Genomic DNA, 24,197 nt, shown 5'->3' on the forward strand with positions numbered 1-24,197 from the left:
AACGTCTCGAAAAAGACCTTGCAGGAACATTAACTAACATTATTTATTAGTACTAAACTTTTCATACTGATCATTAAACTCAGCTTCTTAAGTCTATTTTCAGTTTTTAGAACCCATTAAAAAACAACAAACTGTCTTTGATGTGTTCTTGCCAGTATGGCCATTCGTGTGCGCCTTCAAATTCTTGGTATTGATGGTTTATATTGGCATCTGTTAAACCTTTATGCAGATTCCGATTGTATTCGATGAGTAAATCCTCTTTGCCACAATCAAAACGTATGGGTGGCAATTGCTTTTTATTTTTTATAATCAAACTTAAAACGTCTTCGTTAATGGGGTCAAATTGATTGAAATTGCTCTCGTTTTCTTCAACAAAAAGATGCATTTGATTTTTATTGGTCATCGAAGAATGTCCCGTAATGGCTTGGTAACGCTCTGGAAATTTGGCTCCCAAACGCAAAGCGCCATACCCGCCCATCGAAAGCCCCGAGATAAACAATTTGGATTTTTCGCTGGTGCAATCGATGTTTTCTCTCACGGCATCAATCACATCTTCGACAATCCATTTTTCATAATGGGCATTGTTGTGCGGTAAATATGCCGAACCGTCTCCCCATAATCCATCCGAAGGCATCGCAATTACCATCGGTTTTATCAATCCTTCTTCCATCATTTTTAAAGCTGTAAAATGTACTCCTGCTTTGTGCGCCCAAATCCAAGCACTACCATACACCCCATGCATTAGCGTTACAATAGGAAGGTCTTTTAAATCTTCAAAAGGCGGTACAAAAACACAGATGTCACCTCGCCCATTCAGATTAGGGGTTCTAACCGTAATGAATCGAAGGTTATTGCTCTCAAATTCTGGATTGGATATTTCGGTTGTTCTAAATTTTGACATCATTTCTAAAATTAAAAAGTAATTACACCTTTTGCATTTTTTCCAGCCAACATATCGTCTAAGGCTTGTTGCAATTCTTCCAGAGGATACGTTTTAGTAATCATCTCGTCTAATTTGATTTCTCCTTTTCGATAATGTTCGATAATTTTAGGGAAATCTTTTTGCGGATTGCATTTTCCGTACAACGGATTGATGTATTTTTTATCCCATTCGAATAAGGCCATATCAATCAAAACCTCTTGTTCGATTCCGCTAACTTGAACAGCAGTGCCAGCATTTCGAACCATTGCCAACGGTGCAGCGCCCAAAGCTGGAATTGCAGTACACTCAAAAGCGTAATCGGCACCACGACCAGCTGTCATTTCTTTTACCTTTTGAGCCGCTTGTAACAGTCCTTTGTCATTCTTATCGGCCAAAATGGTATGAGTCGCACCAAATTCAACCGCCATATTCAATCGCTCTTGATTGATATCAATCGCAATGATTTTACAAGCTTTCGACACTTTTAATCCTTGAATTACATTCAAACCAACTCCTCCTGTTCCAAGCACAACAGCTGATGAATTTTCGGTAACCTGAGCCGTATTTACAGCAGATCCAAAACCCGTCATAACGCCACAACTTACGATACTTGCTGCCGAAAAAGACATGTTTTGAATTGGATTTTTAACTACTGCCGATTCTTTTACCAGAGTATATTCAGCAAGCGTTCCTATATTAAAGGAGCGAATGATTGGCACTCCATTCAGAGTTGTTCCTTCCAAATGGGCATGTCCGGGGGTGTACCCATTTCCTCCTGCTACTACAGGCGAATTATTTTCGCAAATGTGTTCATTCTCATGCTCGCATTGAAAGCATTTTCCACAAGGAGTTGCCCAATTCAAAATCACTGCATCACCTACTTGTACACTTTTTACATTTGTCCCAACTGCAGTAACAATTCCTGCTCCTTCATGCCCCATTACAATTGGTTTTCCCCAATTTAAGGAGTCATAATCGGTATGACACAAACCTGCCGCTTTAATGGCTACTATCACCTCATCCCCTTGCGGATCATTTACTGTAATGGTCTCTATAGAAAATGTTCCATCTCCTTTTGCAATAGCTGCTTTACAATTGATGCTCATAGAATACTTTTAAAGTTTATCTTTTTATAAAAGTTAAAAGTATATACTATAGTCATTAGTCACAGTACCAATATTGCACAATTAATACCTTATATTGACCTAAAATTTTAAATAAGCTTCTTTTACTAATCAATATTGAATATATTTGAAGAAAAAAAATGAAAGCACTATTTGAAAAAGTACCCTCTTCGGTAGAAAGTTCTTTTAACGCATTTGTATATGAGGCTGAAAATTTTGAAACACCTTGGCATTTTCATCCTGAATATGAACTTACTTATATTGTAAAAGGAGAAGGTACCCGTTTTGTTGGTAATAGCGTTCAGGAGTTTAAAAAAAGGGATTTTGTATTGTTAGGTACAAATTTGCCGCATTATTGGAAAAATCATGATAACCTAAAAGGCGGAGTTCAATCGATTGTATTGCAATGGGACGATAGCGTTTTGGGCGAAAATTGGTTGGAGAAAAAAGAATTTCATTCTATAAAAAGGATATTATCAGATGCTTCAAAAGGACTCTCTTTCCGCACTATTGAAAACGATGTGATTCTCGAGCGGCTGCAAAAAATCATTACCCAAAAACCACTAGAAAAACTACTTGCCTTACTTCTACTTTTAGAAGAACTAAGCAAAATAAAAGAGGTGGAAACCCTTAGTTCAGACGGTTTTGTACCTAATCTAAACAGTAAAGCAAATGACCGAATAAATCTGATTTATAATTATATACAAGAAAATTACAATCAGAAAATTCGTCTGAATGAAATTGCCGATTTAGTGCACATGAATGAAGAAACCTTTTGTCGCTTTTTCAAAAAAAACTTAGGAAAGTCATTTTTCACTTTCGTGAATGAGTACCGCATCAATTTAATTTGCAAACAACTAATTGAAACCAAAAAACAGGTAAGCGAAATTGCCTATGAATGTGGGTATGAAAGTTTGCCTTTTTTTTATCGTCAGTTTCAAAAATTCATGAAATGCTCGCCTTTAGTATTTAGAAAAAAATACCATCTAGAGGATGTCGGCACTACTATTGAAATATAGAAAATATAAAAAAAGATTATAACATATAGAAACATAGATTTTATTTCGAAAAATTTCAGGAAAGTTTGCTAGAAGTTTTTTAAAAAAATATCTTTATCGATTAATCCCAAAATCAAAAAAATGAAAAAAATTAACCTACTACTTTTTGCATCCTTTTTACTGGCGCTTACCTCTTGCAGTTCGTCAGATGATGCTACTGCAGAAACAAATGCCAACTTGATTGTAAAATTAAAATTTGATGAAAATCAGGTTCGATTAGACAACTTAGGAAACCCTTCGGTTATAGCACAAGGAAATGCGGCACAAACACCTATAATGAATGAAATGAGTGCTCACTATTTAGAACTATCCCCTACTGCGAATACTTTAATAGGACAAGGTGAAGTTATTTACAAAGGTGAAGAAACAACCAAGGAGGTGAAAAAGCTATTGATTTTAGCAAAGAAAATTTTGTGAAAGACGAAGAAATGTTTTTAAAAATCCCTTTAAAAGATATTAAAAAGGGAAATTATGAGTGGCTTCGTATATCTGCTTCTTATCAAAATGGAAAAGTAAAAGCACTTTACAATGATGCCGAATACGATGCAATATTGACAAGCTTTTTAGGTTATAACACTTATATTGATAATTATACCATAAATGGTAAAAACGTAGTTATAAAAGCTAATAAACTACAATGTTATTGGGGTTTTGAAGCTTTATGGACTGTTATTGATGGTCAAGCACCAGCAGGAGCCATAACGGTTCCAAACCCAATTTACCAAACTTCTCCAATTCCAGAAGGTTCTTGCGTCCTGACAAGTAAATTTGATAAAGCTTTAGCTATTACAGTAAATGAGACAAAAGATGTAACGATTACTATTTCATTTTCTATAAACAATAGCTTTGAATGGAACGAAGTAAATGTTGATGGAAAATATGAACCTGCAGCGGGAGAAATTCCAGTAGATATGGGGTAACGAGGTCCTAAGTTAGCTGTGGATTAAAACCGAAAAAAGCATTATAAAAAATACATAAGAAAGCTGAAAAATTTCGCTCGTTTTGATTAGCATCTTTTTTCTAGCTTATAAAAAAACGCTTATAGTAGGATTTTAAAGTTCCTCTGTCAGCGTTTTTGTTTTTTCAACTATATTTACTTTTAAATTCAATCTGAGTGCTCCTTTTAGATTTCATCTTTTCTTGAAGCAATTTTCTATTCATAATATTATAAAGTGGAAATCGTTAGTCTTAATTATTTTTATCATTCTCAAAACCAGTAGCTCTAGGGTTTTGAATTTGACTTTCATATCTCTTTCCATCTTCGCCTGTAAACTCTTTGAAATAATGATAGTAAGAACCATAACCTCCATTATCATTTTCTTCTTTTAAACGCAGTTTTTGCCATTCATTGAAATATTTTGTGGCTTCTTTTTGGTCGCCTATTAAAAAGAAATAATCATTTTTAGAGATTACTTTTCCTAATTTATCAGTCAGTTCCAGATTGACAAAGAACTTTGACTTTACCGTTTTCAGTACTTTTTCATTTATAGGAAAAAACGATTTGGCACTATTTTCCTCAATTTTTGACACTTCAAAATTTTTGGTTGAAATCACCGCACCCGAGTCATCTTTCATTTCAAACTTCACCTTACAGTCTTTATATTCTTTATAAAAATCATTAATGATCCAAATATTTCCAATAAAAGCTTCTTTAGTATCCCAACGGCGTTTTTTGAATTCAAAATTTACCAATAAGGGCTGATAAGCCTTTTGAACAAAATAATAGGAGTTTTTTGGTTTTCTGTAATTATCTACAATCGCCCATTTCATATCAGGACCATAAGTGATATAATGGCACAATGCAATACCACTTAAACTTGGTTTGTCACGTCGGAAATGTTCGATTCCGTTTTGGAAAATAATTCCTTGTGCATCTTGCGTTGCATTGACAAACTCTTCCAACGAACCTTTCATTTCACTATTAAAGACATCCCAGTTTTGCATACGCAAATGCGTCAAATCGGCCCAGTGGTGACCCCAGCTCAATCCCGGAGGCCACATTTCATTTTCAGGAATAAATTTTTTCAAACTCTCTACCGATGGCACAGAGGTAATAGCAAATTCAGGAACAATTGGAAATCCGTTTGCATTTGTTTGGTACCAATCTTCGTGCAACCATCGTCCCATTTCATAAAAATAACGCAAAGCATGAACCGCTTCTTTTGGTTTAAATCCCGCTTGTTGTCCTACATGATCCGTCATTGGTGAATCGGGGACATACGGCAAGTTCACATGAGCTTGCAAGGAATCACCTAAACGCTCCAAAAACTGTCGCCCGAATTTTGGATCACGGGTACGGAACATCATTTCTTCTCCACCTTCCATCATGATTAATGAAGGATGATTTCTACGAGCCACAACGACCTTCACTCCTTCGTTAAAAATTTCAGCTAAGTTTTTCTCATCCGATGGAATATTACCTGTTCCTAGCGGAATGATGTCTTGCCAAACGGTCATACCCATTTCATCACAATATCGATAAAACTCAGGAATTTCTGGAGGATGCCATCCGAAAATCCGAATGTTATTCATATTCATTTCTTTAGCCAAACGAATCAACTCTTTGTAATCGCTTATTTCTGTGCGACCCACAAAAATATTTGGCGGTCCACCCCAACAAGCCGAACGAATGAAATGAAACTTTCCATTTATATAAGTCGAACGCGGAAAACTAACATCGACATCCTTTACAAAACCAGGATTCCATTTGGAAGTCACCTCACGAATGCCAAAAGTAGTTTCGTTAACATCCTGATTTAGTTTACCATCTTTAATGGCTATTTTTGCGATATATAAATTTTGATCTCCTAAATCCCAAGGCCACCATAACTTAGCATCCTTTAGATGTATTTTTTGAATTACTTTATGCGTTCCAGGGGAAATCGTTTTTTTTAAAACAACTTTCTCTTCCTTCATTTTAAAGTTTTTACCATTCAGCACTGCTTCAAAAGAACATTCTTTGGCTACTGGATTGGTATTTTCCACCGTAATTTCAAGACTTACATCTGCTGAGCCATCTTTATTAATTTTATTATTGGCATACACATCTTTAAAACGAATCTTACCCGTACGTATCAATTTTACGGGCCCTACAATTCCGATTGGAGTAATATCTCTCCAATAATCGCCAAACCAAGGTGTTTTTTTACCCGCTACAAAAGCATTCACTTGAGGAGGTGTATCCAGTTTTACGACCAACATATTTCGTCCTTTGAGGAAATCCCATTTATGAATTCTTAAGTAGTCGTTGACATTGAAAGAAAATGGAGAAAATACCCCTTCATGCTTTCCTAAGTAATGACCATTTAGCCAGACTTCACAACTGTAATCAACACTTTCAAAAACAAGATCTACCATCTGGTTTTCGATACCTTCTGTTATACTGAATTGCAAAGCATACCACCACTCATATTGTTGTACCCATTGGGCTTTGACACTATTTCTTCCAAAATGCGGATCCTCAATTACTCCTGCTTTCCATAAATCAGTATAGACATCTCCTGGCACTTTGGCGTTGTTCCATACTAAGGTTTCAATATCTTCTGCAGGTAACTTATGAAGCCCTTTTTTCACACCTTCACCGGGTGCCATCATTTTAAATCGCCATTTATAACCACTTAAATCAAGCATTTGCTGACTTGAATCTTCAAGTGACAAAGTCGTATTGGGTTGTGCGTAACTGCCTAAAATCCAAAATAAACTTATAAAAAAAGTAATACATTTCACTAACTTTCTTTCCATTGCTTTACAGTATTAAAACAAATTCATAAAACTGATTTTCAAAAAAAGAGATAAAAACACTTCGTTTTGAATATCAAAATCTGTTAATTACATTGATGATTGCTTCTCTTAAATTATGCTACGCCATTTCCAAAAGCAACAATCACAATTCCGATTACCATACAAGCCAAACCCACATACAAAAAATTTCTCGCTTTGTCTGAGGCATTACGCCACTCTCCTGTTACAATACCACTCATAATAGCGGTAACCACACATGAGGTATTGAATATGGCATAACCAACAGTATTCCCGCTACTTCCTAATTTAAAAGCGGCATACGCAAACAATGCTGAAGCTGCATAGTGAAAAACAGCCATTACTAAAATTAATATGAAGTTTTGAGAGAAAGCAGGAGTTTTAAAATTTACCCACGCTTTTTTAGTAGACAATTGTCCGATAAAATAAGCGGTCATTACTACACCTCCACTAATGAAAATGGGAAACATTACTGCAACAGCGGTAATCCATTCGGCATTTCCATGTGCTTGACAAGCTTCATGTAAATAAGGTCTTCCGACAGCATTGGCATAACTAAATCCAGTAGCCAATAATCCTCCTACAACAGCGATTATAATACCAGTAGCCATAGATCCTTTTTCAGGAGCGCCGTCTTTTCCAGTTGATTTTTCAAATTTTTCTCTAATAAGACCTGCTTGACCATTGGCAAAAACCCCAATCAGTACTACAAAAAGTCCTGATAGAATAAGTGTTAATTTATTTGTTGGGGGCAATCCCTCTACAACGAAAGGCAATAAGGATCCTACCAAAATAATCGTTCCGATAAACAAAGAAAAACCTAAAGACAAACCAATGTGATTAATGGCTTTTCCCCACATCATTACTCCTGTTCCCCATAAGAAACTAGCTAGAGCCATTTTGACCAAAATTTCAGTTGGCATGTTCAAAAAGATTTCCGAAAAACCCGTAATTAGCGATGCAGAGGCAATAATGGGAACTACAAACATGGTCAACAAGAAGAATAAACTCCAGGTGTTCTCATATTTAAAATCTTTTGTAAATTTTTCTGGTAGCGCATAAAGCCCTAACATCAATCCGGCGAAAATTGCCAAAAACATTCCTTCAGTCATGTATTTATTTTTTTTGGTTGTTAATTAAATTTTTAAAAGGAAAATTTAAAAATCGTTTCACTTTGAAAATCTTCTTCCTTTTTGGTAATTGATTTTGGTGAATTACTGATGTTCATACCGTTTGGATAACGATGTGTTTCACAACAAAAACCTCTATATTTTCCGTACTGCTCGCCAGTCTCGCGCTGCAATGCATCCGAAGTGTATTTTCCTGTATAAAAAAGCATTCCTGGTTCTGAAGTAAATACGGTTAAAGAACGATTCTTTTCTGCACATTGAAATTCAGCCACTTGTTCAAGTTCAAAATTATTTTTATCAAAAATGAAGTAATGTTCAAAACCATCATTCATTTTAGCATGTAAGTCAACAATTTTTTGTGTAAATCTTAAATCATCTACTTGCCCTTCTAAGTCTACTACTTTACCCGTTGCAGCACCGGTATGGTCTATTTCTAACTTCTTTGCAGCCTCCACAGTCACAGTATGATTTTCAATCGAATTGGTAAAACCCGATAAATTAAAATACGTGTGGTTGGTAAGCGACAATGGTGTGTCCGCATCTGTACTTGCTAGATAACGGACACTCAACACATTGTCATTGTCCAAACTATAAAAACAAAAAACTTTAACATTTCCGGGAAAACCTTCTTCTAAATCAGTACTTAATAGGGACATTTTCACCCCTACTTTGTCTCCGTTCATTTGGATTTCGCTTTCCCACATTTTCTTATCAAAACCTACTGCACCTCCATGTAAATTGTTGTTACCACAATTAGCGGCTAACAAATATTCTTTTCCGTTTAAAGTAAATTTAGAATCCTTAATTTGCGATGAATATCTTCCGACAACTGATCCAAAATAAGGTGCATTATTCTTGTATTCTTCTGAAAAATAACTTTCAAACTTCTCAAAACCACATACCAGTTCGTCATGACTTCCATCGCTGTTAGGCACTGTAATTGAAGTTATTGTCGCTCCAAAATCCATTATTTTTACAACCATTCCGTTGTCATTGGACAAAGTATATTGCGTTACTTCATTGTTATGATGCGTTCCGAATTTTGATTTAGTTACTTCCATTTTTTATTTTTTTTTATACAAATACTTTATTACAAATAGTAGTTGCTAGTCAATATTATACTTTCAATTAAGCTACTATTTTGTTTTGCCACTGATTCAAAGATTAAAATCGATTTAATAAACATTTCGATAACAAATCTTTTTAATCGAAACGATTTTATCTAACTTCCTTTTAGTTCTATTTATATTAGATTTTTGAGGATGACTTTTTAAACACTATTCTCAATTGCATGATAATATTGAGGGTTTAATCAAAATCTAATTTCGGCTAAAGCCATTTTAATTAATTAAATTGAACCTTTAGCTAAAGCTAAAGGCAATTGAATTCAGTTTTTATGATCAAAAGTTAGCAACTCTCTGTCAAGTTCGAACGACTTTCTTTATTTAATCCGATTCCTAGTTGATGAAAACATAAGATGACTGTCTACTTTCGTTTTAGGCTTCACATTATTTACATTTTATAAGGTGCTAATTTCTCCCAATTGAATATCACACCCGTGCCGGGATAATCCGGTGCTACTGCTCTGTGATTTTCTACCACCAAAGGACGTGTAGTATATTCGTCTATAGGGAAACTGTGTACTTCTAACCAACCTGAATTGGGTTGCGAAGAAACCAAACTTACATGTAGTTCTTGCATTCCGTGAGAGCAAGCAGGAATATTGTGTTTATCGGCTAATCTAGCCGCTGCTAACCATCCTGTAATTCCACCACAATTGGAAGCATCAGGCTGAATAAAAGACAATTTTGCTTGGTCAAAAGCGTATTCAAATTCGTGAATGGTGTGTAAGTTTTCGCCCATTGCTAAAGGAAATCCAGTTTTATCAACGATTTCGCCGTAGCCTTTGTAATCGTCTGGGATGATTGGTTCTTCAAACCAAGTAATATCGTATTGTTTGAAACCTTCAATGGCGCGAATTGCTTTTTCTTTAGACATGGAATAATTAGCATCGACCATAAAAGTTACGTCCGGACCAACAAATTCACGCACTGCTTTGATACGTTGTAGATCCTCTTCAAGATTCTCACGTCCAATTTTAATTTTCACCGCTCTAAATCCAGCATCCATGTAGCCTTGCATGTTGCGCAAAAGCTTTTCAATTGGAAATTGCAAATCGATTCCACCACAATACGCTTTACACGTATTGCCTTCACCACCTGCCATTTTCCAAAGTGGCTGGCCTGCTTTTTTACATTTAATGTCCCAAAGCGCAATATCAATCGTTGAAATAGCAAATGAAGCAATACCGCCACGACCTACATAATGTACGTGCCATTCCATGAAGTCGTAAATTCCATCAATATCAGTTCCATCTTTTCCCACCAATACCGAAGCAAAATCATGCTCTACCATTGCTTTGATCGCGTAACCACCTTTACCGCCAGTATAGGTATATCCTGTACCTTCTGAACCATCTTCAAGTGTAATTGTAGTGGTAACCAATTCAAAATGAGAATGATCTCCGTGTTTTGCATCATTTAAAATTTCAGGTAACGGCACCTTAAATAATTGCACTTTTACATTTTTAATTGCAGTATTCATCTGTTACTTAATTTGTTATTTTAATTTTATCTTTATTTCTGCTGGTTTTGCAGCTCCTAAATTGGCGCTTCTGTGACTTGGTAATGCATTCGAAATTAGCAATTTATAATTTCCTTTGATCCATGTTTTTTCACCCTCTAAATTGGTTTGTTTTAAATCTTCTTCAGTCAGGTTAAATGTTAGCTTTTTAGTTTCTCCTTTATTTAATGGTACTCTTTGGAAACTTTTTAAGGCATAGAAAGGCAAAAAGTCTTTGGTGTCTTCGGGTACTAAGTACATTTGAATCACATCTTCATAATCTTTGTCCCCACTATTTTTTACATCTACAGACACTGAAATCCTTTTTCCTTTTTTGATAATTGTCTCTGAGGAGCTAGGATTTTTAATTTCTAAAGTGCTGTACGAAAGTCCAAAACCAAACGGATACATCGGTTCTTCGGTCATGTATTTATAGGTTCTGCCTTTCATGCTATAATCATCAAAAGGAGGCAGCTGCTCCACATTTTTTGGAAAGGTAATTGGCAAGTGACCAGAAGGTGCTACATCGCCAAAAATGACATCAGCCACGGCATTTCCTCCTTGTTCACCTGGATACCACATCAAAACAATAGCATCAACATAAGGTTCTACTTCGTCTAATGAAACGGGACTTCCTGTTCCTAAAACCAAGATAAGCGGTCCTTTTTTGTTTTTACTTACTGCTTTTATATAATCAATTTGACTTTGCGGTAATTTTAAATCTTTACGGTCTCCTTTGTGTTCCGAAGCAATAGCATCCACTTCTTCTCCTTCAATTTCGTTTGAAATACCCGCTACTAATACTGTTGCATCAACTGTTTTGGGCACTTGCACCGCCCAGTTCAATGGGTTTAAATTATTTTGAAAAGGCAATACTCCCAAACGATATTCTACAGAAGTTCCTAAAGATACCTTCTCGGTAATTCCTTCTAAAACGGTCACCATATTGGGCGCAGATCCATAATAATTGGCCAACAATATATCTGTTGAAGCCGCGAACGAACCTGTAACATATAAGGTTTTAATATTTTTATCCAAAGGCAATACATTGTCCTTATTTTTCAACAGTACAATGGATTGCTGCGATGCTTTTCTGGCAACTGCTTTATGCGCATCGGAGTTGATTACTTCAATACCAATGGTATTGTATGGATTGCTTTCGTCTTTGTCAAAAAAACCTAATTGAAAACGAATTAAAAACAGTTTTTTCAAACGCTCATTAATCAACTCTTCGGTAATTAATCCTTTATCCAGCGCCGATTTTATATTTTTATAGACCCAACCACAGTTCAAATTCACTCCTGTTTTTAAAGCAAGTGCAGCGGCTTCCTCCACAGTTTTTACTTTTTTGTGTCCTTTCATAATGTCCACTAGAGCACCACAATCAGATACGATATAACCCTCAAATCCCCATTGCTTTTTTAAGATGTCATCCATCAAAAGCTTGCTTGCATTGGCAGGATCACCATAAACAGCATTGTAAGCCCCCATGATTCCTTGTACTTTCCCTTCTTGTACCAATGACTTAAAGGCTGGTAAATAAGTTTCGTACAAATCTAATTTGGAAGGATTGGCATTAAAACTATGACGCAATGCTTCCGGTCCAGAGTGTACGGCAAAATGTTTTGCGCAAGCGGTGGTTTTAAAATACTTAGGATCCTTACCTTGTAAACCTTCTACAAAAGCAACTCCAATTTTGGAAGTCAAAAAAGGATCTTCACCATAGGTTTCTTGACCTCGACCCCAACGAGGGTCTCTGAAAATATTGATATTGGGCGACCAAAAAGTCAATCCCGCATAAATACCCCTATTTCCAATTGATTTTGAAACTTGAAACTTGGCTCTTGCTTCATCCGAAATAGCGTTCGCCACTTCTTTAATCAAACTAGGATTAAAAGTAGCGCCCATCGCAATACCTTGCGGAAAAATAGTGGCTTTTCCATTTCGGGCAACACCGTGAAGTGCTTCGTTCCACCAATTGTATTCAGGAACTCCTAAACGAGGAATTGCAGGGGTATCTGAAGTAAATTGACCACATTTCTCATCAATAGTCATTGCATTCAGCAACAAATCAACCCTTTTTTCAAAAGACAATGATTCGTCAAACCATTTTTGGTGCTGACTTTTCACCGTTGATGCTGCTATTAAACAAGCGCAAAGGATTATATTCGAAATGTATTTACTAAAAAACTTCATCTATTTTTATAATTATGCGCTACTTTAACTCAAGTTGTTGAACACCAGAATAAGCATCGCCCCGCATTTTTTCAAAATCCTTCACCATTTCTGATAATTTCTTCGGATTTGATTTTGCTACATTATTTTTCTGAGCGGGATCTTTTTTTACATTGTATAATTGATAACTTTTTTCCATTCCAGTTTCAATCTGAACGTCGGCTATTACAGCGGGACCTTCATAAGGTGGAATCATCAACCAATCTCCCTTTCTCAGTAATGTTTTTGTATTCGCTTCAAGTATCAAAGAAGTTCTTCCTTTATCACTTTTTCCTAAAAAAACAGGCAAAATATCTTGACTATCCGTTGGACTTGCCTTTGCATCAATTAAGGTTGCCAATGAAGCCATCAAATCCATTTGACACACTAAGGCATCGGATACTTTTGGCTTAATCGTTCCTTTCCAATACGTGATGAAAGGAACATGAGCACCCGCATCTAACAGACTGTATTTGCCTCCTCTTAAACCTCCTTTGGGGTCATGATTTCCTAATTTTTCAACCGCATCATCTTCATATCCATCATTTAAAACTGGTCCATTATCACTAGAAAAAACAATCAAAGTATTCTCTAACATTCCTTCTGCTTCTAAACTTGCTACAAATTGACCAATTATCCAATCGGCCTCAAGGATTACATCGCCACGTGGTCCCATACCCGATTTACCTACAAAACGAGGATGCGGTGTTCTAGGAACATGAGGTTCTTGTAAAGCATAGTACAAAAAGAAAGGTTTGTTTTTGTGTTCTTTTACATAAGTGGTCGCTTTTGCTAAAAAATGATCCGCCATATCTACGTCTGACCATTTTGCAGATTGTCCCCCTTTCATAAAACCAATTCTAGGAATTCCATTGACAATACTATTGTTATGTCCATGGTGCCATTTCATTTTTAGTAATTCAGGATTTTCAATTGCTGTAGGTTCTCCTGGGAAATTCTTATGGTAATTAACTTCAATTGGATCTTTAGGATCTAAGCCAACCACATTTCCATTCTCAATATAAACCGTAGGCACTCGATCTTGCGTTGCCGCCATAATATGTGAATAATCAAAACCTACTTCATTGGGTCCAGGAGAAATGTGTGCATTCCAGTTCACATTTCCTGTTCCTAAACCTAAATGCCATTTTCCGATAACGGCAGTTTCATATCCTTTTGACTGAAAAACCTTTGCAATTGTTTCTTGCTCGGTAGAAATCAACAAAGGAGCTGTTCCTGGTAAAATTTTGGCATCTTTATTACGCCAAGGATACACCCCTGTTAAGATTCCATACCTACTTGGAGTACAAGTAGCAGAGGTCGCGTAACCATTTTTGAAAAGTATCCCCCCATTGGCCAACTTATCAATATTTGGTGTTTGCAATGCAGTAGCACCATAACAGCTTAAGTCTCCATAACCCAAATCATCAAGGTAAATTAAAACTACGTTGGGGCGAGTTGTTTTAGTAACCTTAGTCTGAGCCAAGCAAGTTGTAGCGATTGTTAAACAAAGAAACGTTGCAAGTTTTAAATAGGGGGTAATTTTCATAATAATTGTGTATTAACTAAGCTTTATGTCTAATGTAAAATGTTTTCTTTTCTAAATATTGTTCAAAACCATATTTACCATCTTCACCACCAGAACCAGATAATTTATATCCGTTGTGGAAGCCTTGGTGCTGCTCACCATGACCACGGTTTACATAAATTTCTCCGTACTCTAATTCGTCATTACATTTCATAATCGTGTTCATGTCATTGGTAAAAACCATCGCAGCCAAACCATATTCACAATCATTGGCAAAACCAATAACTTCTTCAAAAGTTTTGAATTTTAAAACAGGTAAAATTGGTCCAAAAGACTCTTCGTGAACAATAGTCATGTCTTGCGTAACATTGGTCAAAACAGTTGGTTCAAACCAATATCCCTTTTCAAATCCAGCACCCGTTGGTTTGTTTCCACCAGTGGCAACGGTTGCTCCTTCTTTGACACTCACAGCAACTAAATGTTCCATTGCTTTCAATTCCGCAGCGTTTACTTTTGGTCCCATATCTGTTTCTTCCAACATTGGATCACCTACTTTTAACGCTTTTACTTTTGGAATGAATTTTTCCATAAAAACATCATAGATATCCTCGTGCAAATACATACGTTCGTTACAAGTACACACTTGACCACAGTTGTCAAAACGCGAATGTAAGGCAGCATCTACAGCCGCATCGATATCAGCATCAGCAAAAACGATAAAAGGTGCTTTTCCTCCTAATTCTAATTGAACGTGCGTTAAGTTATCTGCTGCATTACGAGCAATATCCTGACCTACAGGTGTAGAACCTGTCATGGTAACCATTTTAGTGATTGGGCTTTTTACCAAAGCATTCCCCATAGCTCTACCTGGACCTGTAAGAATGTTGATAACCCCCGCAGGAATACCTACTTTATTGGCAATATTTCCTAACTCTAAAGTAGACAAAGGAGTTTCAGAAGTTGGTTTAATAACAATACTGTTTCCTGCAATCAAAGCCGGTCCTAATTTACGAGCCGCTAAAGCAAAAGGAAAGTTCCAAGCCGTGATGGCAACGATTACGCCACGAGGCACTTTCTGAATCCAAATTTGCTCATTGGCATTATCAGAAGGAATAATATCTCCTTCGATTCTACGAGCGCCTTCACAAGCATACTCGATAAAAGATGAAGCTACCGCTACTTCAAAACGAGCTACCTTTAATAATTTACCTTGCTCTTTTACAATTAATTGTGCTAGGTATTCAGCATTTGCTTTAATTTCGTTCGAGAATTTATATAGTAACTCTGCTCTTTCTCTGGCAGGTTTTTTCTTCCACTCTTTTTGAGCTTTATCTGCAAAAGCTAAAGTTTCTAAAGCTTCTTCAGCAGTACCGTTTTGTACTCTTGCCACCACTTCTTCAGTTGCGGGACTTAAAACGTCAATTGTTTCTCCAGAAGTAGAAGTTCTCCACTCTCCGTTTATAAATAATTGGTATTCTTTAATTTCAGCCATTTTACTCCAATTTTAAATATTAATATTAACGTCCCATCCAGCCACCATCAACAAGCATCGTTGTACCGTGCATGTAAGACGCTGCTTCAGAGCATAAGAAAACAGTTGGTCCAGCAAAATCTTCTGGTTTACCCCAACGACCTGCTGGTATTCTTGATAAAATAGATGCAGAACGAATTGGGTCATTACGCAAGGCTTCTGTATTATCAGTATCAATATATCCTGGAGCAATAGCGTTTACATTTACACCTTTACCTGCCCATTCGTTAGCAAAAGCCATTGTTAATTGACCGATAGCTCCTTTACTGGCAGCGTATCCTGGAACTGTAATTCCACCTTGGAATGTTAATAAAGAAGCTGTAAATACTACTTTGCCACTTCCTCGACCAACCATATCTTTACCAATTTCTCTAGTCAAGATAAATTGTGCATTTTGATTTACTTCGACTACTTTGTCCCACATTTCATCTGGGTGCTCTGCTGCTGGCGCTCTAAGAATAGTTCCTGCATTGTTTACTAAAATATCAATCTGAGGAAAGTCAGCTTTGACAGCTTCAATAAAGGCATACAAAGACTCTCTATTACTAAAGTCACAAGCGTATCCTTTAAACTTTCTTCCTAAAGCAGTTACTTCTTTTTCAACTGCACTTCCTTCTGTTTCTAATGAAGCACTTACTCCAATCACGTCAGCACCAGCTTGCGCTAAACCAATAGCCATTGCTTTTCCAATTCCTCTTTTGCAACCTGTTACCAAGGCTACTTTTCCTTTTAAACTAAATGTATCTAAAACACTCATTATCTTTTTTTTTTAAATTATTTATTCTTAGTATTAAAAACGATTCCCGATACATTTCTTGCTCCTTTTCACTCCACAAAAAACACTCGAACAGACGTTTTTAATAATTACACTAACGGATTACAATTGGCAGTCCATCAATACTTTTAATCCTTCTGGATTTTTGTCGATGTTTTCAAAAACCTGTTGAATATTACTTAACGGTTGTACATCGGTAATCATTTGTTCAAAAGGCAATTCGTTGGCAGTGATCAATTCAATTGACTTTTCATAATCTTCTTTCTCGTAAACACGCGCTCCGATTAAGTTTAATTCTTTCCAGAAAAATTTAAACAAATCCACTTCTTTTTTAACCCCGTGTATAGCTACCATTACAATTCGCCCACGAATACCAGCTACCTCACACATGATATCTAAAGCGGGCTGTACACCAGCTACTTCAAATACAACATCAGCTCTGCGGTTTTCCGTTTTGCTCTTTACATATTCAACTAAATCGACCTCAATTGGACTTACAGCGTCAAAACCAAGTTCTTTTGCTTTTGCAATACGATTTGGATTTACTTCTGAAATAATAACCTGCGCCCCTACTTCTTTAGCTACCATGGCTACTAATAGTCCGATTGGGCCTCCTCCTAAAACGACTGCTGTTTCTCCTCTTACCAATCCACTTCTGCGAACATCGTGTGTTGCTACAGAAAGCGGTTCAATTAGTGCCGCTAATTTTAAATCTGTAGAAGCTTTTAATTTATGAAGGACGAAAGTGGGCACATTCCAATATTGTTGCATCGCACCTTCACTATCAATTCCGATAAACTTCAACTCTTCACAAATGTGATTGAAACCTTTATCAGATGCTTTTACTTTTCTATCATCTAAAGGACGCACTACAATTTTGTCTCCCACCTCAAAATCCGTAACGCCTTCTCCAACTGCATCTACCACACCTGACATTTCATGCCCGATTGTTTCTGGAATACTTACGCGTTTGTCCATCATTCCGTGGTAAATGTGTACATCGGTTCCACATACTCCTACATAGGCAACTTTAATTCGTACTTCACCTTCAGCAGGTGCTACAATTTCTTTATCAATTACTGAAAAGGTTTTATTACCTTCATATCTAGTTGCTTTCAATTTATTTTTATTTTAATATTATTATTATTTATGCATGTTTTCAGCTTTCTCTTCTTTTCCTTTAACTGATTTTTCACCTGGAGCCACGTGAGTTGTTTTTCTTTCCGATGAGAAACGCATGATACTTTGATAATTCCAGTTGTTGTATTTATGAGTGAGTCCCCAACGCAAAGCTTCGGTTGGCTCTTTTTCATTATCGGCAGTTCTGTTTATACCAATGGCATGTGGAGCATCTTTTATAGAAGCTTTGATTTCAAAATTGATTCCGTCAGGTGACCACTGTATCGTGTTTTTTTCAGGTCCATCGGTCGTGATTAAGGAAGCAATTCCGCCATTATAAGGCCATACACAAATTTCGTGACCACTATTACTAATTGGGTTATAAGGTGATTTTACATAAGGGCCAAGAGGATTATCTGCTATAGCAACCCCATGACGAATTTGACGACCACCGAAAGTCATTTCTTCTCCCATTTGTTCCCCTTTGTAATACAAATAGAATTTTCCTTTATAAGGCAAAATACAAGGGTCGTGTGTTTTATGACTATCAAAATCCCCTTTTTTCTCTACCAGAAAACGGTTGTCTTCCGTACCTTTCCATATACCATTTTCAGCTGGGGCCAACACTGGAGCATCCAATTTTGTCCAAGGACCATCTGGCGAAGTTGACCAAGCCATACCTACTTTTTCTTTTACACGTACATTGTATATTCCTTCGACAGTTTGGTAGCATAAATAATATTTTCCATCCCATTTCATGATTTCAACAGTAAAAACCGAACGATCATCGTAAGAACCTTTTTTCCCTCTTGCCACTGCTATGCCTTCTTCTTTCCAAGTCCAACCATCTGTAGAAGTAGCGTACCAAATATCACATCGATCCCACGGAAATACTTTTTTATTTTCCATATCCCCACCAAAACCTTCAGTAGGTCCGGTGCTTTTAGAATACCACACATAATACTTGCCGTTTTCCTGGATAATTCCACTTGGATCACGACGCACTACTCCCTCTTCATAAGCCAAATCACCTTTTAAGGTTTGTGGTTCACCAAATTCAATAAACCATTCGTTTCCTAAAGATTGATCCCATTTTAAGGCTCTTTTAGTAGCCGCACTTAAATGATCAACATCTTTAATACCATATTTGTCTTGATATTTTATAGCCAATTCTCTAAGCTCTTTCTCCTCTTTTTTAGACTGAGCTGTAGCCGATGTAAATGCCAACCCTAAAGAGAGCATGCCCATCATTACTGTTCTTGTTGTAGTATTCATACGTATCGTTTTTTTTAATTAGTTTATTTTTGAGTAATTTTTATTGTATTGCTTTCTAGATTGCTTGTTTTAGCTTTTATACTAATGTTTGAAGATTGGTCTTTTTTGGATTGTATAATAAATAGGCATCTTCCTTGACTCAAGACAATTTTATTAGACTGAAAATCCTGTACATTACCCACAGCTCCATTATCAATCCCTAGAACTTTAGCTTTTCCTTCAACCGTAAAGCTAATCTCAGGATTAAAAGTTTTTATTGGATTACCATCAGCATCAACAACTTGAGCTACAATGTGAGCCACTTGATAACCGTCTGCATTTATCAATGTTCTATCCGTTGTCAACTTAATAGCATGGGGTTTTGAAGGCGTTATTAATTTCGTTTGAACAGTTTTTCCTTTATGAGTGCCTTTAGCGTAAAGTGTACCTTTCTGATACGGAACAGACCACTTGTAAATATGATCTTCAAAATCTGCCAATTTTTTCTTCCCAAGAGACACTTCATTCAAAAACAATTCTACTTCATCACAATTGGAATAAATTTCTACTATTGTTCTAGTACCGTTTGCATACTCCCAATGTTCATTTACATCTTGCCAAACCCATAGCGCTGTTTCCCAGGCACCTTTTTTCTTTTCAACAGGCTGCCCTGTTTTTTCATCAACTTTATAATTTGATTTTTCTTCTGTTTGGGTAGCAATGTATAATTCAGGTGCATCATTCCATAGCGACTTCATCATGTGGTAAGAAGGCTTTTCAAATCCCGCAAAATCAAGCATACCGCTGTCAGTTCCTTTTTTTGGCCATCTTTTGTTAGATTCTCCCAAATAGTCAATTCCAGTCCATAAAAAAGTTCCAGATACAAACGGACGATCCAATATGGCTTTCCATTCATGCCATTGTACCAAATTCTCAGTACCCATTATAATTTTATTTGGATAGTTTTTATGTCCGTAGTCATACATTACGCGACGGTAACTGTAGCCCAAAATATCTACTGCATCTCCAAAACCGTTTATATGACTAACCGATGGCAATATGGAATTTGCAATAACATATCGGGTTGTATCCATTTCTCTCGTCCATTTTGCCAATTTATGAGCTGTTTCACCAATATTGTATTTTTCTTTTGGACTGGTTTCATACCTTCTCTTAATTTCTTCTGGACCAATAGGTGGAATAGACCAGAAATAATTACCATCCCAATTCATATTAAAGAAACCCGTTGCATCAACTGATCTTTGATATGTCCACTCTATTTCGTTACCAATGCTCCACTGAAAAATTGAAGCATGATTTCGGTCGCGTAACATCGTGTTTTTTAAATCACGTTCTGCCCAGTCCTGAAAATGTTCGCCATAACCACGTGTAATGTAATCTACCGACTTCTCTTTCATATTCAAGCGTTTGTCTTTTGGATTATCCCATTCGTCAAAAAACTCATCTTGAACCAGAAATCCCATCTCGTCACACAAATCGATAAATTCTGCCGATCCTGGATTATGAGAAATACGAATCGCGTTTACTCCTGCTTCTTTCAACTTCACAAAACGTCTTCTCCAAACATCCTTAGGCACAGCAGCACCAACCAATCCTCCATCATGATGCAAACACACTCCTTTTATTTTCATGTTTTTGCCATTCAAATAAAAACCAGTGTTAACATCAAACTTTATAGTACGCACACCAAAAGTCGTAATCGTTTCATCAACCGATCGTCCATTTTGTCGAATCGTGATTTTTGCATGATAAAGGTTGGGAGAATTCACATCCCATAAAGCAGGATTTGCAATAGTTGTTCTTAGCGCTAGTTCTTTTTCTTTTCCTGCATTCAAGCTAAGTTTCGTCGTTTCTTCTGCTACCTTCTTATTAGTAGCGTCTAGAATTTCGGCAACTACTTCAAAATCCTGAGTCGTATCAAAAGCATTCTTTACTTTAACTTCTACATTTACTTCACTTTTTTCTTTTGTAACTGCAGGAGTTGTGATATAAGTACCCCAAATAGGAACGTGCAATTTGTTTTTGGCAATTAATTTTACATTTCTATAAATTCCCGAACCTGTATACCAGCGGCTGTCAGCGTATCTTGAATGATCTACCTTTACTTTCACCGTATTTTTATTATCACCTATATAAGGAGTGATGTCATAATAAAATGGAGAATATCCATAAGGATGCTCACCCAGCTTTTGATCATTTAACCAAACTTCGCTGTTATTATAAATTCCATCAAAAAGAATATAATGTAAGGTATTGGATTCTTTACCTAGTGAAAAATCTTTTTCATACAAACCAATTCCACCTACTTTATATCCAGTAGCTCCTTCTCCTTTAATAGAGTCAAAACTAAAAGTGGCACTCCAATCATGCGGTAAATTAATTTCTTCCCAGTTATTCACACCCGCCTGTTCTGCTCTTTCCAATTTAAACCTCCAGTCAAAATTAAAATCAGAACTAGTCCCGTCTGTTTTTGAAGCTGTACAACCATATAAAGCCATACACAATATACTTCCGTAAGAAATCTTTTTCAGTACATTATACCTCTTCTTTTTTAAATTCTTTTTCACTCTATGTTTTTTTAATTAACTATAAAGAGATTGTTTCTCTTTTAACTATTTGTGTTTTTTTATTGAGTTTCATTATTCTTTTATTCTGAACATGACAGAATAATCAAATAGACAATCCAAATAAAAAATTAAGTATCGGATTACATTAAGCAACAATGATCGTTAGTATATTTATTTCACAAATTCATTTCGCAACAAATTTGTCTTTTAATATAAAATTATATATATCATAATTTAAATAGATTTAAATAGCACAATACATATAAAAACCTTTTATTTTTTATGAATAAACAGCATTAGCAAATATGGTGATAATAAGAGATATAGTAACATATAAGCAACTAGACATAAACTGAACATTGCTAAAATCGAGAGGTATTGCACACAAAATAAACTAGACAATTTTTATATTGCACTTGTTATTAAGTACAATACTATAAGCAAACCCCATTAACTTACATTTTTTTCATATAAATTTAATCATCAAGATTTATGAAATTCCTATTTAACCGACAAGCACCCGTAAAAAGAAAAAAACCAAAGAAATTTGAATTCATTCATTCTTTGAATTTAAAAAAGTATTTTACTCTACTTATTGTACTCTTTTTTTCATTTTCGACAACCGCCCAGAAAACATATAAAGAAAATGAGTACCTCCGAAAAGCCAAAGCCATAAAATATATTGACTCGAAAAAAGCCATTTATTATTACAAAAAAAGTATTGAAAAATATAAGATAGAAAAAGACACTTTCAACTTAATACACAGCATAAGCGAACTTGCCGATTTATACGGACATAGTGTCGATTATGGAAATTCCTACGATTTGTACTGGAAAGCATTATTACTTGCTGACCAATCTAAAGACGATTTCTCCAAAGCCACTATATACCATGCTTTGGGCTGGCTTTATAGTTTTTACCAACGGGATGATGAAGCCTTAAAATATTTTACCCTTTCTCATAAATTAAAAGAAAAACTCGTTGCTGCAAATGAAATGGATAACGGATACATTGTGAGCGATTATTTTGCATTAGTAAATTTTTATCGTGTAAATGGGAATTACAAAATGGCCAAAATTTACCTTGATAGCTGCTATATCTCCAAACAAAAAACAAAAAACAAAGCCAACAATGGCTATATCGAGGCCGAAGCTGGTTTTCTTGCCGCTACTGATAAAAAGTTTGATGCCGCTATTTCAAAATTACTAGAGGCAAAAAATTATTTTGAAAAAAACGACAAATCCTACCTTATTATTATCAATTCTTTATTAGGAAATGTATATAAAATGAAAGGAGATTATACTCAGAGCGAAATTTATTTAGAAAAATCATTAGCCTTATCCAAAATATACAAAAGCCATGCGAATTATAAATTAATGGATCATACTGCTCTGGCCACAGTTTACTCTAAAAGCAACAAGTACAAACTTGCTTATTTTCATGCAAATGAAGCTATGACATTGAATAATAAAATATTTGGCCGAAAAAGCAAGAACAATCAGCACTTATTTGAAATAAATGACAAATACCGCATTCAAAAGCAAAAGGAAAAAGAACTATTAAAAGAACAGCATATAAAAGAACTGGAAAGCGAAGAAAATATTTGGTTTCTCAAATCGACAATCATGATAATTGTAATTCTATTTTTAATAATCTACGGGCATCAGCTGTTTAAAAACATTCGCAGAAAGCATCTTGCCGAAAAAGAATTATTAGCAAAAAAACAGGAGTTAGAGCTGATAAAAAATAGTGAGATTTTAGAATTAAAAAATAAGGAACTCACGTCATCTGCCTTACAGCTAATTGAAAAAGAGGAATTTATAGAAAAACTAAAGAAAAGCATTACCGAAAACAAAGAGAATATTGACAGCACCTCTATAAACAATATGCTAAAAACTATTCAAGGTTCTTCTGCAAGTAACTGGAAAGAATTCGAAGCCCGATTTACTGCCGTGAACCAAAGTTTTTATAAAAACCTTAAAGAGAAATATCCAGATCTGGGGCAAACTGATCTCAAAATATGTGCTTTGGTAAAGCTTAATTTTTCCAGCAAGGATATGTCCTCTCTATTAGGTATCTCTTTCGAAAGCGTACACACCTCAAGATACCGTTTACGCAAAAAGTTTAAGCTGGATAGAAATGAAAATTTAGCCGATTTTATTGCTTCACTTTAATCCATACTACACAATAGGAGACAAATAATCCAAATTAAACTGATATATACTGTCTTTTTACCTTTTAGCAATTAAAATCTTTTTAATGTGCGTCAACTATATGAGGAAATAATCTAACGCAGAATCTTGGCATAAAAATAAAATCCAAAATCAACTGCAAAACGCATATAAACTTAATACTAATAACTATAAAACAACCTCAATTCTGAAAATTAACCTGAATTCATCAAAGATTTATATAAAAACCAAATTTAATTTTACGAGTTTATTTTTAGTTATTCTTTAACTGAAAAAATCCAGACAAAATAGTACTATATAAGCAGTATTTTATCAAAAATTGAGTTTTGTCAAGATATAGTTGTGTCTAGTTTAGTTAGTTCAGTTGTTAAACGCCTTAT

The 24,197-nt window shown here is 35.6% G+C and carries 17 protein-coding genes; 4 read left to right on the forward strand and 13 right to left on the reverse strand.

Annotated features, from left to right (window positions below):
* Positions 1-106: 106 nt before the first annotated feature.
* A complete protein-coding gene (locus tag NYQ10_RS20930) occupies positions 107-904 on the reverse strand; it encodes an alpha/beta hydrolase (protein WP_289878081.1) in 798 nt (265 codons plus the stop codon).
* Between the two features lie 8 nt (positions 905-912).
* Entirely contained in the window at positions 913-2,028 is a 1,116-nt protein-coding gene (locus NYQ10_RS20935; RefSeq protein ID WP_144219286.1) for a Zn-dependent alcohol dehydrogenase, read from the reverse strand.
* Positions 2,029-2,186: 158 nt separating this feature from the next.
* Here NYQ10_RS20935 and NYQ10_RS20940 point away from each other — a divergent pair, with 158 nt between their 5' ends.
* The 3 genes from NYQ10_RS20940 to NYQ10_RS20950 all read left to right on the forward strand — a co-directional run bounded on the left by NYQ10_RS20940 (position 2,187) and on the right by NYQ10_RS20950 (position 4,024).
* Entirely contained in the window at positions 2,187-3,065 is an 879-nt protein-coding gene (locus NYQ10_RS20940) for an AraC family transcriptional regulator (RefSeq protein ID WP_144221583.1), read from the forward strand.
* Between the two features lie 120 nt (positions 3,066-3,185).
* A complete protein-coding gene (locus tag NYQ10_RS20945) occupies positions 3,186-3,521 on the forward strand; it encodes a hypothetical protein (RefSeq protein ID WP_223704651.1) in 336 nt (111 codons plus the stop codon).
* A gap of 11 nt (positions 3,522-3,532) precedes the next feature.
* Entirely contained in the window at positions 3,533-4,024 is a 492-nt protein-coding gene (locus tag NYQ10_RS20950; RefSeq protein ID WP_223704650.1) for a hypothetical protein, read from the forward strand.
* A 268-nt stretch (positions 4,025-4,292) separates the two neighbouring features.
* Here the strand turns inward: NYQ10_RS20950 and NYQ10_RS20955 are convergent, their stop codons facing one another.
* The 11 genes from NYQ10_RS20955 to NYQ10_RS21005 form a co-directional block, all read right to left on the reverse strand.
* Positions 4,293-6,845 carry a glycoside hydrolase family 2 protein gene (locus NYQ10_RS20955; protein ID WP_276174774.1) on the reverse strand — a complete coding sequence of 851 codons (2,553 nt, stop codon included), beginning with the start codon at positions 6,843-6,845 and terminating at the stop codon, positions 4,293-4,295.
* A gap of 113 nt (positions 6,846-6,958) precedes the next feature.
* On the reverse strand, positions 6,959-7,975 hold the full coding sequence (locus NYQ10_RS20960; RefSeq protein WP_144219282.1) for an L-rhamnose/proton symporter RhaT: 1,017 nt from the start codon (positions 7,973-7,975) through the stop codon (positions 6,959-6,961).
* Between the two features lie 32 nt (positions 7,976-8,007).
* Positions 8,008-9,054 (reverse strand): aldose epimerase family protein, encoded by a 1,047-nt coding sequence (locus NYQ10_RS20965; RefSeq protein WP_144219281.1) that lies wholly within the window; start codon positions 9,052-9,054, stop codon positions 8,008-8,010.
* A gap of 451 nt (positions 9,055-9,505) precedes the next feature.
* Positions 9,506-10,597, reverse strand: a complete 1,092-nt coding sequence (locus NYQ10_RS20970) for a mandelate racemase/muconate lactonizing enzyme family protein (RefSeq protein WP_144219280.1) — start codon at positions 10,595-10,597, stop codon at positions 9,506-9,508.
* A gap of 15 nt (positions 10,598-10,612) precedes the next feature.
* Positions 10,613-12,745, reverse strand: coding sequence for a glycoside hydrolase family 3 C-terminal domain-containing protein (locus NYQ10_RS20975; protein ID WP_276174775.1), 2,133 nt, complete (start codon positions 12,743-12,745; stop codon positions 10,613-10,615).
* A gap of 85 nt (positions 12,746-12,830) precedes the next feature.
* Positions 12,831-14,378, reverse strand: coding sequence for a sulfatase family protein (locus tag NYQ10_RS20980; protein ID WP_276174776.1), 1,548 nt, complete (start codon positions 14,376-14,378; stop codon positions 12,831-12,833).
* A 16-nt stretch (positions 14,379-14,394) separates the two neighbouring features.
* Positions 14,395-15,849 carry an aldehyde dehydrogenase gene (gene aldA, locus NYQ10_RS20985; protein ID WP_144219277.1) on the reverse strand — a complete coding sequence of 485 codons (1,455 nt, stop codon included), beginning with the start codon at positions 15,847-15,849 and terminating at the stop codon, positions 14,395-14,397.
* A 25-nt stretch (positions 15,850-15,874) separates the two neighbouring features.
* On the reverse strand, positions 15,875-16,645 hold the full coding sequence (locus NYQ10_RS20990) for an SDR family NAD(P)-dependent oxidoreductase (protein ID WP_144219276.1): 771 nt from the start codon (positions 16,643-16,645) through the stop codon (positions 15,875-15,877).
* 120 nt (positions 16,646-16,765) lie between these two features.
* Positions 16,766-17,782 (reverse strand): zinc-dependent alcohol dehydrogenase, encoded by a 1,017-nt coding sequence (locus NYQ10_RS20995; protein WP_144219275.1) that lies wholly within the window; start codon positions 17,780-17,782, stop codon positions 16,766-16,768.
* Between the two features lie 24 nt (positions 17,783-17,806).
* Complete coding sequence (locus NYQ10_RS21000) at positions 17,807-19,057, reverse strand: glycoside hydrolase family 117 protein (RefSeq protein WP_223704647.1); 1,251 nt, start codon at positions 19,055-19,057, stop codon at positions 17,807-17,809.
* Positions 19,058-19,080: 23 nt separating this feature from the next.
* Positions 19,081-21,624, reverse strand: a complete 2,544-nt coding sequence (locus NYQ10_RS21005; RefSeq protein ID WP_223704646.1) for a sugar-binding domain-containing protein — start codon at positions 21,622-21,624, stop codon at positions 19,081-19,083.
* 492 nt (positions 21,625-22,116) lie between these two features.
* Here NYQ10_RS21005 and NYQ10_RS21010 point away from each other — a divergent pair, with 492 nt between their 5' ends.
* A complete protein-coding gene (locus NYQ10_RS21010) occupies positions 22,117-23,799 on the forward strand; it encodes a tetratricopeptide repeat protein (protein WP_144219274.1) in 1,683 nt (560 codons plus the stop codon).
* Positions 23,800-24,197 lie beyond the last annotated feature (398 nt).

This window comes from Flavobacterium johnsoniae, from assembly GCF_030388325.1.
Taxonomy (GTDB): domain Bacteria; phylum Bacteroidota; class Bacteroidia; order Flavobacteriales; family Flavobacteriaceae; genus Flavobacterium; species Flavobacterium johnsoniae_C.

Coding starts and splice junctions, on each gene's coding strand:
- NYQ10_RS20965 (WP_144219281.1), bottom strand. CDS start 9,054: ATGGAAGTAACTAAATCAAAATTCGGAACGCATCATAACAATGAAGTA.
- NYQ10_RS20940 (WP_144221583.1), top strand. CDS start 2,187: ATGAAAGCACTATTTGAAAAAGTACCCTCTTCGGTAGAAAGTTCTTTT.
- NYQ10_RS20960 (WP_144219282.1), bottom strand. CDS start 7,975: ATGACTGAAGGAATGTTTTTGGCAATTTTCGCCGGATTGATGTTAGGG.
- NYQ10_RS20955 (WP_276174774.1), bottom strand. CDS start 6,845: ATGGAAAGAAAGTTAGTGAAATGTATTACTTTTTTTATAAGTTTATTT.
- NYQ10_RS20945 (WP_223704651.1), top strand. CDS start 3,186: ATGAAAAAAATTAACCTACTACTTTTTGCATCCTTTTTACTGGCGCTT.
- NYQ10_RS20990 (WP_144219276.1), bottom strand. CDS start 16,645: ATGAGTGTTTTAGATACATTTAGTTTAAAAGGAAAAGTAGCCTTGGTA.
- NYQ10_RS21000 (WP_223704647.1), bottom strand. CDS start 19,057: ATGAATACTACAACAAGAACAGTAATGATGGGCATGCTCTCTTTAGGG.
- NYQ10_RS20930 (WP_289878081.1), bottom strand. CDS start 904: ATGATGTCAAAATTTAGAACAACCGAAATATCCAATCCAGAATTTGAG.
- NYQ10_RS20970 (WP_144219280.1), bottom strand. CDS start 10,597: ATGAATACTGCAATTAAAAATGTAAAAGTGCAATTATTTAAGGTGCCG.
- aldA (WP_144219277.1), bottom strand. CDS start 15,849: ATGGCTGAAATTAAAGAATACCAATTATTTATAAACGGAGAGTGGAGA.
- NYQ10_RS20950 (WP_223704650.1), top strand. CDS start 3,533: ATGTTTTTAAAAATCCCTTTAAAAGATATTAAAAAGGGAAATTATGAG.
- NYQ10_RS20980 (WP_276174776.1), bottom strand. CDS start 14,378: ATGAAAATTACCCCCTATTTAAAACTTGCAACGTTTCTTTGTTTAACA.
- NYQ10_RS20935 (WP_144219286.1), bottom strand. CDS start 2,028: ATGAGCATCAATTGTAAAGCAGCTATTGCAAAAGGAGATGGAACATTT.
- NYQ10_RS21010 (WP_144219274.1), top strand. CDS start 22,117: ATGAAATTCCTATTTAACCGACAAGCACCCGTAAAAAGAAAAAAACCA.